Origin of the sequence: Herpetosiphon sp. (assembly GCF_003512625.1) — a bacterium.
Lineage (GTDB): Bacteria > Chloroflexota > Chloroflexia > Chloroflexales > Herpetosiphonaceae > Herpetosiphon > Herpetosiphon aurantiacus.
Genome location: NZ_DOPT01000091.1, coordinates 124,115 through 139,937, shown reverse-complemented (window position 1 = coordinate 139,937; position 15,823 = coordinate 124,115). Strand labels below are relative to the sequence as shown.

General features: G+C 51.1%; 13 protein-coding genes. 9 read left to right on the top strand and 4 right to left on the bottom strand.

Translation table 11 applies throughout. The features are described from left to right. Positions 1-437: 437 nt before the first annotated feature. Both DEF47_RS20140 and DEF47_RS20135 read left to right on the top strand, forming a co-directional pair. Positions 438-1,349, top strand: a complete 912-nt coding sequence (locus DEF47_RS20140; protein ID WP_012190546.1) for a pseudouridine-5'-phosphate glycosidase — start codon at positions 438-440, stop codon at positions 1,347-1,349. A gap of 21 nt (positions 1,350-1,370) precedes the next feature. Next, positions 1,371-1,985, top strand: a complete 615-nt coding sequence (locus DEF47_RS20135; RefSeq protein WP_012190545.1) for a thioredoxin-like domain-containing protein — start codon at positions 1,371-1,373, stop codon at positions 1,983-1,985. Positions 1,986-2,050: 65 nt separating this feature from the next. Here the strand turns inward: DEF47_RS20135 and DEF47_RS20130 are convergent, their stop codons facing one another. Next, entirely contained in the window at positions 2,051-3,781 is a 1,731-nt protein-coding gene (locus DEF47_RS20130; RefSeq protein WP_012190544.1) for an endo-1,3-alpha-glucanase family glycosylhydrolase, read from the bottom strand. Positions 3,782-4,334: 553 nt separating this feature from the next. On the opposite strand from DEF47_RS20130, the gene DEF47_RS20125 reads away from it, so the two are divergent. From DEF47_RS20125 to DEF47_RS20095, 7 genes are all read left to right on the top strand, one after another. After that, positions 4,335-5,558, top strand: a complete 1,224-nt coding sequence (locus tag DEF47_RS20125) for a branched-chain amino acid ABC transporter substrate-binding protein (protein WP_012190543.1) — start codon at positions 4,335-4,337, stop codon at positions 5,556-5,558. A gap of 258 nt (positions 5,559-5,816) precedes the next feature. Next, positions 5,817-6,830, top strand: coding sequence for a branched-chain amino acid ABC transporter permease (locus DEF47_RS20120; RefSeq protein WP_012190542.1), 1,014 nt, complete (start codon positions 5,817-5,819; stop codon positions 6,828-6,830). A 13-nt stretch (positions 6,831-6,843) separates the two neighbouring features. Next, positions 6,844-8,595 (top strand): branched-chain amino acid ABC transporter permease, encoded by a 1,752-nt coding sequence (locus DEF47_RS20115; RefSeq protein WP_012190541.1) that lies wholly within the window; start codon positions 6,844-6,846, stop codon positions 8,593-8,595. 9 nt (positions 8,596-8,604) lie between these two features. Then, positions 8,605-9,420 (top strand): ABC transporter ATP-binding protein, encoded by an 816-nt coding sequence (locus DEF47_RS20110; protein ID WP_012190540.1) that lies wholly within the window; start codon positions 8,605-8,607, stop codon positions 9,418-9,420. Positions 9,421-9,637: 217 nt separating this feature from the next. Continuing rightward, positions 9,638-10,345 (top strand): ABC transporter ATP-binding protein, encoded by a 708-nt coding sequence (locus DEF47_RS20105; RefSeq protein ID WP_012190539.1) that lies wholly within the window; start codon positions 9,638-9,640, stop codon positions 10,343-10,345. Then, positions 10,342-10,716, top strand: coding sequence for a cupin domain-containing protein (locus tag DEF47_RS20100; protein ID WP_012190538.1), 375 nt, complete (start codon positions 10,342-10,344; stop codon positions 10,714-10,716). Before DEF47_RS20105 ends, DEF47_RS20100 begins: the two co-directional genes overlap by 4 nt. A 101-nt stretch (positions 10,717-10,817) precedes the next feature. Beyond that, entirely contained in the window at positions 10,818-11,684 is an 867-nt protein-coding gene (locus tag DEF47_RS20095) for a hypothetical protein (protein ID WP_012190537.1), read from the top strand. Between the two features lie 253 nt (positions 11,685-11,937). On the opposite strand, the gene mutL is transcribed toward DEF47_RS20095, so the two are convergent. The 3 genes from mutL to DEF47_RS20080 form a co-directional block, all read right to left on the bottom strand. Beyond that, the gene (mutL, locus tag DEF47_RS20090; RefSeq protein ID WP_012190536.1) at positions 11,938-13,833 is read right to left on the bottom strand and encodes a DNA mismatch repair endonuclease MutL; all 1,896 of its coding nucleotides are present in this window, start codon (positions 13,831-13,833) and stop codon (positions 11,938-11,940) included. Between the two features lie 341 nt (positions 13,834-14,174). Further along, a complete protein-coding gene (locus DEF47_RS20085) occupies positions 14,175-15,368 on the bottom strand; it encodes a class I SAM-dependent rRNA methyltransferase (RefSeq protein WP_012190535.1) in 1,194 nt (397 codons plus the stop codon). A gap of 11 nt (positions 15,369-15,379) precedes the next feature. Further along, on the bottom strand, positions 15,380-15,751 hold the full coding sequence (locus DEF47_RS20080; protein ID WP_041306511.1) for a response regulator: 372 nt from the start codon (positions 15,749-15,751) through the stop codon (positions 15,380-15,382). Between the last annotated feature and the right edge of the window lie 72 nt (positions 15,752-15,823).

Genomic DNA, 15,823 nt, shown 5'->3' with positions numbered 1-15,823 from the left:
TGTGCTGATCAGGTACATCGTCACATGGATCAGGGACATCATCGGCGATGCAGTTATCGGTGTTTAATCAAGGCTAGAACACCCGACTGACCATACCGACGATGTGGATGGATTCACCGACGATGTACCTGATCCGTACACATGCCCTCACCCCCTAGCCCCCTCTCCTGCCCAGTAGGAGAGGGCAACCATCCTATCATGACCATTGGTATTCCCCTCTCTCACCGCAGTGGGAGAGGGGTTGGGGTGAGGGATCTTAAACTTACCCTTGTAAGGATTCCTGATCCCTCACCCCTCGTTCTTGAGTAACTTAAGTTAGAATATTAATTTAGGACTATCGGCACGCATCTAGAAGATGTAGTTATGGTATAGTTTTGCTTTGATTGAAGTGATCGAGGCTGACCCACGTTTTTGATTCACACAGAAGGAAATCCATTGTGACGAAGTTAATTCTCGCACCTGAGGTGCAAGCAGCGTTTGCCAATGGCCAACCAGTGGTGGCCTTGGAATCTACTGTGATTAGCCATGGCTTGCCGTACCCGCATAATCGTGAGATTGCCTTGCAGCTTGAGGCGACTGTACGAGCCGGGGGAGCTGTGCCTGCCACGATTGCCGTGATTCAAGGGCAAGTGCATGTTGGGCTGACCAACGAGCAAATTGAGCATTTTGCCACGGCCACGGATGTGCTCAAACTCAGTCGCCGCGATATTGGCTACGCGGTAGCTGCTGGCCGCGATGGCGCTACTACGGTCGCTGCAACGATGGCCATCGCCGAGTTGGCGGGCATTCAGGTGTTTGCAACTGGCGGAATTGGCGGCGTGCATCGGGGTGCTCGCGATACCTGGGATGTTTCAGCCGATCTTGGGGAGTTGGGCAAAAGCTCAGTTTTAGTGGTTTGCGCTGGCGCTAAATCGATTCTTGATTTGCCAGCAACGCTTGAAGTGCTCGAAACCTATGGTGTGCCCGTGGTTGGCTATACGACCGAAGAGTTACCAGCTTTCTATAGTGCTCATAGTGGTTTGCAATTGGGTCGCCGTGTTGATGACCCAACTCAAGCCGCCGCCGCATGGGCCGCTCATCGCTTGTATGGCGGGGGCAGTGGCATGGTTTTGGCAGTGCCACCACCGGTCGAAAAAGCGCTTGATCCTCAATTTGTCGAGGCGGCGATTGGTCGGGCAATTGCCCAAGCCGAAGCAGCAGGCATTCGTGGCGCAGCAGTTACGCCATTTTTGCTGAGTGCCATGGCCCGCGAAACCGAAGGCGAAAGCATCGCCACCAACACCGCTTTACTTAATAATAATGCTCAGGTAGCTGCTCAAGTTGCAGTTGCTTTGTTCCAATCAGTTTAAGTTATTCAAGGAGTTTTTCGCATGTCTCAACCTCGTCGTGGTCGTCGCCAAGTAGGCCAAAAATCGCGTTTGCCATTGTTTTTTGGCATCGGAGCCGTGCTATTGGTGATTGTGGTGATTGCCGTTGTGGTGCTTAATGGTGGTGAAGATAAAGTTGACAAGGTGACGGTTGCCGAAGGAACGACAGCACCCTCAACGACTGGGGTTGTTCAAGAATTGCCCGATGAAGGCCAACAACACGTTGCCGATGGCGAAAAAGTCGCCTACAAGCAGAATCCCCCAACTTCTGGCAGCCACTGGGCTGGCCCTGCTCAATGGGGACTTTATCAAACCAATCCCCCCGAAGATGAACGAATTGTGCACAACATGGAGCATGGTGGGGTAATTATTTGGTTCAAGCCCAGTGCAGTCAGCGCCGCAGAAAACGATCAATTGGTTAAATTGTTTACTGCTTTGAGCGCTGAACAATATCGCACGATTTTGGTTAGCCGCGAAAATATGGATACCAAAATTGCCATGACTGCCTGGAACCATCGCCAATTGCTTGATAGTGTTGATGAAACCGCAATTCGTGCCTTCTTCGATGAGTTTATTCTCAAAGGCCCAGAGTGCGTTAACTTGCGCTGTCCTCAATAGGCTTAATTAAATAAGTGCGCCCACTTCAAAACGAAGTGGGCGCATTTTTTATTGATCAATTTAACCTAGTTGCCGTAGCGCCAGCGGCGATAATGTTGGCCTACATTGCCCATCTCAACCTGAAAGGCAGGTGCATTGGTTGGGGTATAGGTCAATATCCGCCGTTCAAAGGCTTGGACTAACATCCATGTTTCTGTGCCACCAAGTTTGGCCCGCATCCAGTAGGCATCGCTTAGTGGGTAGCCGAAAGCAAACACCCAATCAACAACTTGTTTATCGTTGACAAAGCGGCCATTTTCATAAACCGTGCCCGTTTGGTTCATAAAATTCCAGAAGACATCGGGAATATTATGCTGGGTTTGGCTGACATAATGGGCGTTGGTGACAACACTTGGCGCAGTAATACCACTGGTCGTCGCATCGCGCTTGAGTTGGGTGCTGATAGTTTGGCCAGTTTTATCGGGCTGGCTGGCCAATACATTGCGCAGTGAGCTATAGCCAGGCGCAACATCGTTAATTGCCCGTGGATCGCCGCCCAAAGCTTCATCAGCAGGGATACGTTGCTCAAACGAGCTATCGCCAATTTGGACTTGGCCGCGAATCATCTCGACCACCAATAATCCGTTGGTAACGAACCATGGCTGGTTGCGGTCGCCATTGGGATTATTGACTTCCATACGTGATTTATCGAAATATTGGACGAGCCGCGTGCTGCCACCATATGGCTCGTACTGGCCTTTGGCGATTGCTGGCCCCCAAACCCATGAGCGGCTGGTGCGGCCATCTTGGACGGGCTTATCAGTGCGTTGCCAGGTTTTTTCAAAGTTGGTATCGGCAAAGCCATCGGGAATTGGCGGCACATTATTTTTGAAGGCACTAATTTTTTCGCGTGAAATATCGAGGTAGAGGTTGCCATATGCTTGGCTTGGCTCAAGCTGGCTGCCTTCATACCATTCATTCCAACTCGTTAAAATGATCGCCTTGGGCTGATAATTGATCGCCGTATCCCAGCCAGCGCGATAGTAGTTGCCGTTTTCGCGGTCGCGGAAGTGGCCGTTGCGATAGAGCAAATCATCATAACCAGGCATAACAGTCGCGACAAATGGTTTGTTACTATTGCGGCTGCTGTTATATTCGCGCAAATTGCGGCTATACGAAATCATCGCATCGCCTTGCTTGCGTTCCCAGGTAATATCGAAAAAGTGAATCGCATCGAACACATCGAGCAGACTGAAGTTTACCCCGCCCCCGAGCCAAAATTGATTGCGATTGGGATCAACCCGACTGCGCAGATCGGTCCAATCGCTGAGCGAACCACGGCCACCAGGCAAAATTGTATCATTCCAAAACACGAAAACTGGCTTGCCATCCCAGCGCCAATAGGCATTGCTGCTGGCGAGGCCAGCCATTTCGCGCATATTATCGACAATTGCCTGAGTTGAGTTGAGCGTGCCATCAGCTACCGGATCAACGCTGAAAACCACGTTGAAATTGCCTTCTTGCTCAGCCAGTTGCAACAAGCGGGCACAGGTATAGCGCCATGTACAGATAAAACCATCGATGCCAGCATTTTTGGCTTGGCGAATATGGTTGAGCATGGTGCTATCGCGGTCGCTCTCGTAGAGTTCCAGCGGGCGGTCGCGAATCTTGTCGAGATACCAAGTTTGGCTGCCCCACCAGCCATAGTAGTAGGCAAAAACCGGACGCGAAGGCTCGGCGGCACTGGTTGAGGGCGAATTCGAGGGGATGAGAATCAGGCTCAAAATCAAGCCCAGCAGGATCACAATCCGTCGCATGTTTGCTCCTTTCGTCCACTGCGACTCAGGTACTTGGTATTGTACAGGCAAAATCGGCAAAAAGGGATTAGGTATTAGGGGCCAGTTTATTTTGATCCACGAAGGACACGAAGGCCGAAACCACGCAGGGCATGAAGAACGCGAAGGTATATTTAGCCACAGATGAGCACAGATTTGTTTGATTATGGTTCTTCATCCCTCATAATTCATCCCTCATCCTGCTTAACTCTGCGCCTCTAGGTTAATTCCTTGCCCTTCATTCTTGGCCAGGACACCTCTTTTGCCTTCGGCCTTTTGCCTTTTGATTTTCAAATTGTCCTACCCTGATTGTTTGACAAAACCATGGTCGTTGTGTACACTACCGCCCTATAAGACCCTCTACTTTCTCCCAATCCAACCCGCTACCATTGCAGGTAGCCGTCGTTCAATGATTGCACCTTTGAGTTGAATGTGGCTTTTAAGGAGGTTTTTGCCTCATCACTAAAACCATGTATGGCTTTGGGCTAGCCAGTTTTAGGCTTTCCTCGCTTTTAAACAAGGAGCAACTGGAATTATGAAACGTTTCCTTTCATTCTCGCTCGTCTTGACCATGATCATGGTGATTTTGGCCGCATGTGGCACCCAAACTGGTGGAACAACCAAAACTACCGTCACGATTGTTAGTAGCTTACCCCGCACCGGTTCCTCAAAAGGACAAACAGATACCATTGTAAACGCCATTAAGATGCGTTTAGAAGAAGCCAAATACACCGCGTGCGATGGGAATGTTGAGATCAAGTATGAAGATCTTGACGATGCAACCGCAGCTAAAGGCGCTTGGGATGAAGCGAAAGAAGCCGAAAACGCTAATGCTGCTGCTTCAAACAAAGATGTGATGGTCTATATCGGTACCTTCAACTCAGGTGCTGCCAAGATCTCGATTCCGATCTTGAACAATGCTGGGATTGTGATGATCAGCCCTGCCAACACCTACCCTGGCTTGACCAAGGATGGCAAAGGTGCTGAAGGCGAACCAGCAGTTTACTATCCCAAAGGTACGCGCAACTACACCCGCGTGGTGCCAGCCGACGACTTGCAAGGCGCTGCCGCAGGCAACTGGGCCAAAGAATTGGGCGTAACCAATGTCTACATCTTGGATGATACCGAGTTGTATGGCAAAGGGATTGCTGACGTATTTGCTGCTACCGCTGAAAAGAATGGCATCAAGATTGCAGGTCGCGATAGCATCGATGCCAAAGCTAGCGATTACAAGGCGTTGATGTCGAAAATCGCCGCTACCAACCCCGATATGATCTACTTCGGTGGCATCACCCAAAGCAACGCAGGCCAATTGGTCAAAGACATGCGGGCTGCTGGGATGACCGCTGATAAAGTTAAGTTCATGGGTCCAGACGGGATCTTCGAACAAGCCTTTATCGACGCTGCTGGTGCTGATAACGCTGAAGGCGTTTATGCAACCTTCGGTGGCGTTCCACCAGCCAAGCTTGAAGGCAAAGGTGCCGAATGGTACAACGCCTACAAGGCCAAATTCAACGCTGAACCAGAAGCCTACGCTGTCTACGGCTACGAATCAACCAACGTGGCGTTGGCTGCGATCAACCAATCATGTGCTAGCATCAACCGCGAAACCATCTTGAAGAACGTTTTCGCAACCAAAGATTTTGATGGCGTGTTGGGCAAATGGGGCTTCGATGCAAGTGGCGACACGACATTGACCCAAATGAGCGGCCAACAAATCAAGGGTGGCGCGTTCGAATTCGTTCAAGTCCTCAAGTAAGATTTGATACCGTTTCCAAGGGACGATCCTCCGCTGATCGTCCCTTTCCCCTGTGTGGATTGTGTCGTTGCCAGCCCCTTGCTGGGTACAGAGGAATAACGCGCTATGGCAGCATCTCAAACTCCAACGTCGCCGCAGTCGGCTCCGCTTGTACCACGTGAGCCATTTCTGACCAAGCGACGGGCTTTTTCGATTGTCGGCCTGATTATCTTCCTCGGATTCTTTGCCATTCCCATTTACCAAACGATTTTACTTGAGATGGTTGGCGATACCGGCCAACTCATGCAACAGATCGTGATTGGCTTAACCAAAGGCACTTACATTGCCGTAATTGCCTTGGGCTATACCTTGGTCTATGGGATTTTGGAGTTGATCAACTTTGCCCACGGCGATCTCTTTATGATCGGGGCATTTCTTTCGTTGATCTTTATTAGTTTATTTGGCTTAGACCCCAAAACCAGCTCAGGCTTAACGATTTTCTTTTCGTTAATTGCCATTTTGGGCTTGGTAATGCTTTGTACCGCCTTCTTGAATGCTGGGATTGAGCGCTTTGCCTATCGGCCATTGCGCAATGCCCCACGGTTGGCTCCCTTGATTTCAGCGATTGGCATGTCGTTTGTCTTGCAGAACGTCGGGATCTTCCTCGGCGATGGCTTGATTTGGGGCAAAGCTGCTGATGCCCTTGGTTCCGATGCGCTTGAACGGGTTTCCACCGCTATGGGTAGCCAATCGGTTGCGCCAAAAAACATCCCCGACTTGCTGCCAAATGGCCAAGTCTTTTTTATTCCAGATAGTTTGAAATATACCTATAAAGATCTGTTGGTAGTCGTTGTGAGTCTTGGCTTGCTCGCGGGCTTATATTCGTTTGTGCGTTTTACCAAGCTTGGTAAAGCAATTCGTGCAACGGCCCAAGACCGTGATGCAGCACGTTTGATGGGCATCAACGCCGACCGCACCATCTCTGTAACCTTCCTTATTGGTGGCGCGTTGGGCGGTGCTGCTGGTATGATCGTTGGTCTCTACAACGGAACTGCCTTATTTACCATGGGTTTTACCGCTGGCTTGCTTTCGTTTACGGCGGCAGTGCTTGGTGGCATTGGCAATATCCTTGGTTCGGCTTTGGGTGGTTTGCTGATTGGGTTGATCCTCGCCTTGAGCGATCAATATATTGGCGCACGCTGGTCGAATGCGGTGATTTTCGCCATTCTTGTCTTGATTTTGCTCTTCCGACCAACTGGTTTGCTCGGACAAGAAGGTGGCCAAAAAGCCTAGAAACGAGGATTGTATGCCAAATACAAAGCGCTATTTGATAACTGGTGGAATTGGCTTTGCAGTTGGGACATTCTTTTTATGGAATTACCCGAATCTTGCGCTTGGCTCGGCAATAATTGGTGGTCTGGTCATTGCCGCGCTCTGTTTGCTCTATAGTGCGCCCTTACCCGATATGGTTAAAGGTGGCTTAATTGCTGGTTTGTTCGGCGCAGTCATGACAATTGTCTATGGCCCCGATAAGCCAGGGGTGGCGATTATTGCGGGCATGCTCAGTGGTTTGGGCGCTGGTTTGCTGGCATTTCAACGCAAACCACAAGCAACGCCCCAAGCTGGGGCTGCTTTGGGCGCTGGGGCTGGCGCAATTGCTGGCGCTTGGACGGCCCTCGCCCTCTTTTTAACTGCCTTTGTGATCGCTCCCGCCGCTGGGGTTGATGCTAGCGAGTTTGCCGAGCATTTATCCGAAACCGTGATTTTGGCTGATGCGATGGGCTTAGCCAGCGATATTCTGATTTTGCTGTTTGTGTTGGTGTTTTGTACCATCACTGGCGCATTATTGGGGGCGGCAGCGGGTGCAGCACGGGCTTTGCCGTTGCGGCCTAATATCCCACTGTTAGCGGTGATTGCCCTGCCAGTGATCTTGATTCCCTTGATTGATCGTGCTGGCAACTTGCTCTTGCTTGATGCCTTGATTCCGATTTATATCTTTATTCTCCTGGCCTTAGGCTTGAACATTGTGGTGGGTTATGCGGGCTTGCTTGATTTAGGTTATGCAGCCTTCTTTGCAATTGGTGCTTACACCACCGCCATGCTCTCATCGCCGCACCTTGGCATCAACATTAGTTTTTGGTTGGTAATTTGGGTGGCGGCGGCGGTCGCGGCAATTGCTGGTTTAGCCTTGGGTGCGCCCACGCTACCCTTACGAGGCGACTATTTGGCGATTGTGACCCTTGGTTTCGGCGAAATTGTGCCGATTCTCTTCCGCAACCTTGGTGGTGGCCCACCCACAGGAACCTTGACCTTGCGCTTCTTCGGCCTGCCAATTGGGATTGAACAGATGGACTTGACTGGTGGTAATAAGGGGATTAACCCAATCTCGCCGCCAAATTTGCCGTTGATTGGCAATTTCGAGCCATCGAACAAAATTCCTTGGTATTACCTGTTGATTATCATCATGGGCTTGGCGATTTTCTTCATCAACCGCCTGCGTGATTCACGCCAAGGCCGCGCTTGGATGGCCATGCGCGAGGATGAATTGGCCGCTGATGCCATGGGTATCAACGTAGTACGCACCAAGTTGTTAGCCTTCTCGATGGGGGCAATGTTCTCAGGCTTTGGTGGTGCGTTCTATGGCGCATTCATCGGAGCGATTTTCCCAAGCTCATTCGACTTTAGCGTTTCAATCATCTTGCTCTGTATGGTGATTCTTGGTGGTTTGGGCAATATGGCCGGGGTGATTGTCGGTGGCTTGCTAATTCAGGGCGCTGATAAGATGTTTATCCCCAAAGGTGCCGAATTGTTCCGCGATATTGCTGACCAGAGAGCCCTCACCACCGGTGGTAGTACGGTCGGGGTTTCCGCTCTACAAGATTTGACCCAACAACGTTTATTGTTGTTTGGCATCGTGTTGGTGGTGATGATGCTGATTCGACCAGAAGGCCTGTTGCCCAACGAGCGCCGTAAAGCCGAATTACATTCCGATGATGATCCGATCAATATCAATAGCGTGGCAGCCGAGGCGGATGCTGATCCGTCGTTGGCGGCGTAGGAGACCTGCATGGCACCTTTGCTGCTAGCTCGCGGCATTACCAAGCGTTTTGGTGGCCTAACCGCCGTGAGCGATGTTTCATTTGAGATTGAAAAAGGTTCGATTGTTGGGCTAATTGGCCCAAACGGTGCTGGTAAAACCACCTTTTTCAATATGATCACTGGTTTGTATACGCCCAGCGATGGCGACATGATTTTCGATGGCCAGCGGATTAATGGCACAAAGCCCAGCGAAGTAACCAAGCTGGGGATTGGCCGAACCTTCCAAAATATTCGTTTGTTTGCGCACATGACGGCGCTTGAAAATGTTTTGGTTGGCCAGCATTGCCGTATGCATACTGGCTTGTTGGGCACGCTTTTTCGCACGCCCAGCATGCGAGCCGAGGAAAAAGAAGCGCGACACAAAGCCTTTGAGCTGCTTGAATATGTCGGTTTAGGCCGTAACAGTGCTGACGAAATGGCCAAAAATCTGCCGTATGGCGATCAGCGCCGTTTGGAAGTGGCACGAGCCTTGGCAACCAATCCCAAACTGTTGTTGCTCGATGAGCCAACCGCTGGTATGAACCCCAAAGAAACCGATGCCTTGACCAAATTGATCTATCAGGTACGTGATGAGCGCGATCTGACGGTGCTGCTGATCGAACACGATATGAAAGTGGTTATGGGTATTTCCGAGCGGGTAACCGTGCTTGATCGCGGGATTAAAATTTCCGAAGGCTTGCCACGCGAAGTCCAAACCGATCCCAAGGTTGTCGAGGCCTATCTTGGCACAGGCCATGCCGCCAAGGGCAAAGGCGGCGGCGCTCCGGTGTTTGATAAAGCCTAGGTTTGGGGATTGGTTGTTGGGGATCAGAGGTCGGGTTTGAAGCCGCGAAGGGCGCGAAGAATGCTAAGTCGCTTAGCATAATTCAAGACTTCTGGTTAACAACCCGATCGCTGTGGCCTAGCATTCATGGTTGCCTATAAAGAAGGATCGATTGGATGGTTTGGTATTTCATCCTTCATCCCTCATCCTTCATCCTTTAATGATAAGGACATTCGCGATGTTGCAATTGCAAAATGTACATACCTATTACGGCAACATTCATGCGCTCAAGGGCATTTCGCTGGAGATTAATCAAGGCGAGATTGTGACCCTAATTGGCTCGAATGGCGCTGGGAAAAGCACAACCCTGCGGACGATCTCCGGCATTACGCCGCCTCGCACAGGTCAAGTGCTGTTTGAAGGCAAGCCGCTCAATGGTGTACCCGCCCATAAAATTGTTTCGCAGGGCATTTCGCAATCGCCTGAAGGTCGGCGGATTTTTGCCAACCTCACCGTGCGCGAAAACTTAGAAATGGGCGCATTCACCCGCAACGATAAAGCTGAAATTGCCAGTGACATGGATCGGGTGTTTGAGCTGTTTCCCCGCTTGAAGGAGCGAGTTGTCCAGCGCGGCGGCACGCTCTCTGGCGGTGAGCAGCAAATGTTGGCAATTGGCCGCGCTTTGATGTCACGCCCTCGTTTGCTGTTGCTCGATGAACCATCGATGGGATTAGCTCCAGTGTTGGTTGACCTGATTTTTGAAATTATTCAAAATATCAACAGCCAAGGCACAACCATTTTGGTGGTTGAGCAAAACGCTTTGATGGCGTTAGGAATTGCCCATCGAGCCTATGTGCTGCAAACTGGGGCAATTGTTAAGGCAGGCGATGCCGCAACTTTGCGCGAAGATGAAGATGTACAAAAGGCCTACTTGGGGATGGAATGAGCGACCGAGTTTTTTTGGCGCATCTGCGCGATCAAGCCGAGTTTGTGGCTGGCGATGGTTGCCATTTGCGCGAACTCTTGCATCCAACTCAGCAGCCAATTCGCATTGGTTATAGCTTAGCCCATGCCTACGTTGATGTTGGTTGTCGCACTGCCGATCACTGGCTTGAGCAATCTGAGGTATACTACATCATCGCTGGACATGGAACGATGGTGCTTGATGGTCAGGCCCATGCGATCGAGGCTGGTTCGTATTACTATATTCCGCCACGTTGCTCACAATGGTTGCGCAATGATGGCGAACAACGCTTAGAGTTTTTATGTATCGTCGAGCCGCCTTGGACGGCGGCAGGCGAGACGATTACTGAGTAGCCTCGCTGATGAGTCTTTGGGCGCGGGTCTTCCCGCGCTTTTTTGTCGTCTCTGTTCCAACCAGCATTGAACTCTTTATTGACACACCAAGGTGGAACACGATGGTTTTTGGATTAACAGCGTTGGCAGTAGTGGCCTATTCGGGATTGTCACTGCTCTTCAAGGCGCTTGCTAGTCGGACACGTCCGGCCCAGATGGTTTATGCTTCAAGCGTGATTGCAACAATTTGTGGGCTTATTTATTTTATCGCCAGCGGCGAATCATGGTCGTGGCCTGCGGCGATATTGGCCTTTTTGGCAGGCGTGACCTTTTATTTTGCCACGATTGCCCGCGCCAAAGCCTTGGAGCATTCGCCTGCATCGTTGGTTTTTGCGATCAGCAATTTAGATCTAGTGGTAGCTGGGGTGATTATTTTGCTCTTGCCCGCCGCATGGAATATGCTGCAAATTGGCTCGGTCACGATCAATTTACCCTCGCAGGCTGGCAATCCTACGCTGGGCAATCTATTGGCGTGTGTATTAACCGCAGTCGCCGTGCTCATTGGTGCTCAAGTTAAAGGTAGCGAGAAACTGAGCAACGCCACCTATGTTTGTTTAGGCTTGTTGGTGGTTTCAAGTTTTGCTGCTGTGACCTATGCCCGTAATTTTGGGGCACAAATTGGCTTGTTGATGTTTGTTGATTTTGCGGCTGGGGTGATTCCTGGCTTGCACCTTACGCCGCAAGTGCGCCGCCACGAATGGGGTTGGGGCGCGGTGGTTGGTTTGATCACCTTTGGTGGTTTTGTGGCGATGATGCATGCCCAAGCCATGTCCGACGCGGCAACGCTGCCATTTGTGCTGCTAGCAATTAATCTCAAAACGCCAATTACTGCGATTATTGCCGTACCATTGTTCCGCGAACAATTGACTGCCCGCAAAATCATCGCCATTAGTTTAGCAACCCTCGCTTTGTTTATTTGGCAAATCTAGTGAAGAACATAGAGCATAGAACATAGAGCATAAAATGATCTTGAGTGTTATTGGAGTTTAGTTTTTTAACCACGAAGGACACGAAGAGCACAAAGGGGTGAGGGGTTAGGATTCAGGGGCGAGGGGTCAGATTGGCATTACCGAACCCAAGCGTCAATCCTGAGTCCTGATCGCTGGCCCCTAACCCTTAAATCGTCTCTGTGCCTCTGTGTTAAATCCTGATCCCCAGCCCCTAACAACCGATCCCTGATCCCTAGCCTTTGCGCCCAAATTGGCGTTCGATTTGGCCTTGCGTAATTTGGAGCATGGTTGGGCGGCCATGCGGGCAGGTGCGCGGCATTTCGCAGCGCTCAAGTTGTTGCAAAAGCTGGCGCATCTCTTCGTGGGTCAGGGTTTTGCCCGCGCGAATTGAGCTATGGCAGGCGATCGTGGTCAACATTTTTTCACGCCGATCGTCGCTAGTGGCCCCGCCTTCATAACTCAAATGATCAGCGATTTCCATCAAGGCGGTGGCAATTTGGCCAACGTGCAAGCCACTTGGCACAGCTCGCAACATTAATGTGCCTTCGCCAAATTCCTCGGCCTCAAAGCCCCATTGCTCCAAATCGGCCAAGTGAGCGCTGAGCAAACGGGTGACGGCTGGTGGTAGTTCAATCGGTTGGGCTAACATCAGGGTTTGGCGTTCAATTGGCACATCCTGATGTTCGGCCATCAAGCGCTCATACACCACCCGTTCGTGGGCCGCATGCTGATCGACCAAATACATACCATCGCTGCTTTCGGCCACAATATAGGTTTCGTTAACTTGGCCAACCACCCGTAACATCGGCAATTTGGCCTCGCCTGGAGCTGGCATGCTCGGTGCATACGCCGGATCAAAAGCTTGTTGCTGCGGCGGCAAGAAACTGCTGGTTTGGCTGGTGGTTGGGGTTTCAAACCGCGCTTGTTTAGCAATTGGCGGCAAATTCACGGTCGAATCAAAATCGTCATCAGGATAATTATTGACCTGAGGGCGTGGCGCTGCTGGTGCATCATCAAACAAGGGTGCATCATTGCTTGAGCCACGTCGTTCGCCATTGGGCGAGCGTAATTCGACCCGCCGATTGACACTTTCGTTGGCTCCAAAGCCTGTCCAAGCCCGAATAGTGCTTTGAGCAGCCAAGGCTTCGCGTACTGCTTTGGTCAATGCGCCATAGACATGCGATTGATTGCGAAATTTGACCTCGCTCTTGGTTGGGTGCACATTCACATCAACCGCTTCTGGCTCAAGCTCAATATTCAAGGCCACAATCGGATGCCGACCCTTCATCAATAAGGTATGGTAGGCCTCTTCGATCATATAGACCAAATTGCCTTGCGGCTTGATCCAACGCTGATTGACGAATAAGTGCATATACGAACGGGCAGCGCGAAAGGTCGAAGGTTGGCTGACAAAGCCATGAACGCGCACAGTTTCATCTTCGGCTTCCGAGGTCCGATCAACGCTGATCATCTCGCGGCCAACATCAATCCCATACAATTCAATCAAGGCATCGAGCAAACGCCCATTGCCTGGGGTTTGTAAGGCCAGCTTGCCATCGAGCAGCAAGGTCCAGCGAATGTTGGGGTAGGCCAAGGCATATTGGGTCACGATTGTGCTAATTTGGCTCATTTCGGTGGCATCGGAGCGCATAAATTTGAGCCGTGCTGGGGTGTTATAAAACAAATTGCGAATCGTGAAGGTTGTGCCGACCGAGCAGCCACGCGGCGTTTTAGCCTGAATTTCGCCACCAGCGATCCGCAATTCAGTACCAACTTCATCGGCGGCAGTGCGGGTAAGGCATGTTACTTGAGCAACTGAGGCAATGGAAGGCAAGGCTTCGCCACGAAAACCCAGTGTGCGAATCGAAAATAGGTCTTCAATTTCGGTTACTTTACTGGTGGCATGGCGCAAAAATGCCGTTTCAACCTCATCGCTGGCAATGCCACAGCCATTATCTTGGATGCGCAACTCGCGTTTGCCGCCCTCGCGTGCCTCGACCCGAATCTCGGTAGCGCCAGCATCGACCGAATTTTCGATTAATTCTTTGACGACCGAGGCTGGGCGTTCAACCACCTCGCCAGCGGCGATTTGGGCAGCTAAAGTTGGGTCTAAAACACGAATTGGCATTGCTCAGGCTCCTCGTAGATACACATTCTGCCCTGCTATTGTAGCATAAATTGGGCTTTTTAGCATAAATGAGCTAGTTTGGGATGGAGATCGGGAGCACTGAAACCGCGAAGCGCACGAAGAACGCGAAGGCTGGGGGTTGGGGTAATAGAATCAATAGGAATAATCCAGAAAACGAATTAAGCACTGAAACCGCGAAGAGCATGAAGAACGCGAAGGCTAGGAGTTGGGGTAATAGAATCAACAGAAATAATCCACAACATAAACATTTGGGGGTGCAGGGGGATGAAAACCCCCTGCGTCTCCCGCCTTGAGGCGGGACGGAAGGGTGGTGAATTACTTTACATACGCTCATCAACGCGGGCTAACACAAATTTGAGATAGCGGCCTTCGGTAAAATGCGCTGGCACTGGGTGATCGAGCGCTTGCCCTGCCTCATGAATAATGCGCAATTGCTGATCGGTTTGGGCAGCAGCTTCGCCCAGCATCAAGCGAAAATTGGCGGGCGAAAGTTGGCTAGTACAACTGGCTGAGGCCAGTAGCCCACCCTTCGCCACACATTGAATCGCTAAGGCATTGAGTTTGACATAAGCTCGAGTTGCTGCATGAATATTTTTCTTCGAGCGGGCAAACGAAGGTGGGTCAAGAATCACCAAATCATAGGTTTCGCCACGCTGAATCGTGCGACTCAGAAAATCAAAGCAATCGCGGGCCAAAAAGCGCTGGTGTTCATTCATCAAGCCATTGAGCATAAAATTTTGTTCAGCATCGTGGGCAGCGGCTGGCGCAATATCGACGCTGGTGGTGGCAGTTGCGCCGCCACGAGCAGCGTATAACGAAAATGCCCCAGTATACGAGAAGCAATTCAGCACCGTTTTACCATGGCTCCATTGCTCAATGGTATGGCGGTTCTCACGATGATCAAGGAATAAGCCAGTTTTCTGGCCCTCAAACAAATTAGCGATCAATTTAAGGCCATGTTCTTCGACTATCAGTTGGGCTGGTGGCAATTCGCCCCACAACAACTCAATTTTGCCAGTTTCATCGTCGTTTTCGCTATCGTCGCGGCGGCGGCGCACCACGCCCCGCAGTTGTGGCACGCTGGCTTGCAAGGCCTTGACCACATCGGCAATCAATACCTCAACACAATCGGCGTAGGTCGCAATCACGGCATATTGATTGTAGAGATCGATGGTGATCCCTGGTAGGCCATCGCCCTCGCCAAACAGCAAACGATAGGCGGTGGTGGCAGTTTGGCGCAACGGTTCACGTGCCTGCCATGCTTGCTGAACGACCGTTTTGATCCAGTTGGCATCGGGCTGCATGCGGCTCGAAAAGATGCGTAGAGCGATCGGCGAGCGAGCATCCCACAAGCCAAACCCTTGCCAATTGCCACAATGCAGCCGCACCCATGTGCCGCTGGCTAAACGAGTACTCGGCGGCACATGGTCGCGGTAGACCCATGGATGGCCGGCCTGAAGATGAGCCTTTAGCTGGGTTGGCAAGTTGATTGTTGGCATTGAACGGGCGGCCACACACGACTCCTCTAGACTGCCGATGGCACGTATCCGCGCACCATCTGCAATAAATCTTGAACATCAAACGGCTTAGAAAGATAATTGGTATAGCCAGCACTGAAGGCGCGTTGGCGGTCTTCGTCGGCGGCATGAGCGGTGACGGCAATCACCGGAATATGTGCTAAATCAGGCTGCATGCGAATTTCGCGAATCAGCGTCCAACCATCTTTGACTGGAAGTCCTACATCGAGTAGTACAAGTGCTGGGCGATGTTGGCGCATATATTCAATTAATTGCAGCCCGCCACTCAGCGTGCGCACATGATAGCCATAGCGAGTCAACATGCGCATGACTAATTCGGCTAACGCTGGTGTATCATCAACAACCACGATATGTTGCATAATCTGCAATACCCCCGTAATGTGGATCGATTTAAAAACCTCGCAAAGGTCAGGTTCCTGCGTCCAATCGCG

Bases quoted from the DNA above. Each gene is read 5' to 3' on its own strand.
- DEF47_RS20135 (WP_012190545.1), top strand. From the start codon at position 1,371: ATGTCTCAACCTCGTCGTGGTCGTCGCCAAGTAGGCCAAAAATCGCGT.
- DEF47_RS20130 (WP_012190544.1), bottom strand. From the start codon at position 3,781: ATGCGACGGATTGTGATCCTGCTGGGCTTGATTTTGAGCCTGATTCTC.
- DEF47_RS20125 (WP_012190543.1), top strand. From the start codon at position 4,335: ATGAAACGTTTCCTTTCATTCTCGCTCGTCTTGACCATGATCATGGTG.
- DEF47_RS20120 (WP_012190542.1), top strand. From the start codon at position 5,817: ATGGTTGGCGATACCGGCCAACTCATGCAACAGATCGTGATTGGCTTA.
- DEF47_RS20115 (WP_012190541.1), top strand. From the start codon at position 6,844: ATGCCAAATACAAAGCGCTATTTGATAACTGGTGGAATTGGCTTTGCA.
- DEF47_RS20110 (WP_012190540.1), top strand. From the start codon at position 8,605: ATGGCACCTTTGCTGCTAGCTCGCGGCATTACCAAGCGTTTTGGTGGC.
- DEF47_RS20105 (WP_012190539.1), top strand. From the start codon at position 9,638: ATGTTGCAATTGCAAAATGTACATACCTATTACGGCAACATTCATGCG.
- DEF47_RS20100 (WP_012190538.1), top strand. From the start codon at position 10,342: ATGAGCGACCGAGTTTTTTTGGCGCATCTGCGCGATCAAGCCGAGTTT.
- DEF47_RS20095 (WP_012190537.1), top strand. From the start codon at position 10,818: ATGGTTTTTGGATTAACAGCGTTGGCAGTAGTGGCCTATTCGGGATTG.
- mutL (WP_012190536.1), bottom strand. From the start codon at position 13,833: ATGCCAATTCGTGTTTTAGACCCAACTTTAGCTGCCCAAATCGCCGCT.
- DEF47_RS20080 (WP_041306511.1), bottom strand. From the start codon at position 15,751: ATGCAACATATCGTGGTTGTTGATGATACACCAGCGTTAGCCGAATTA.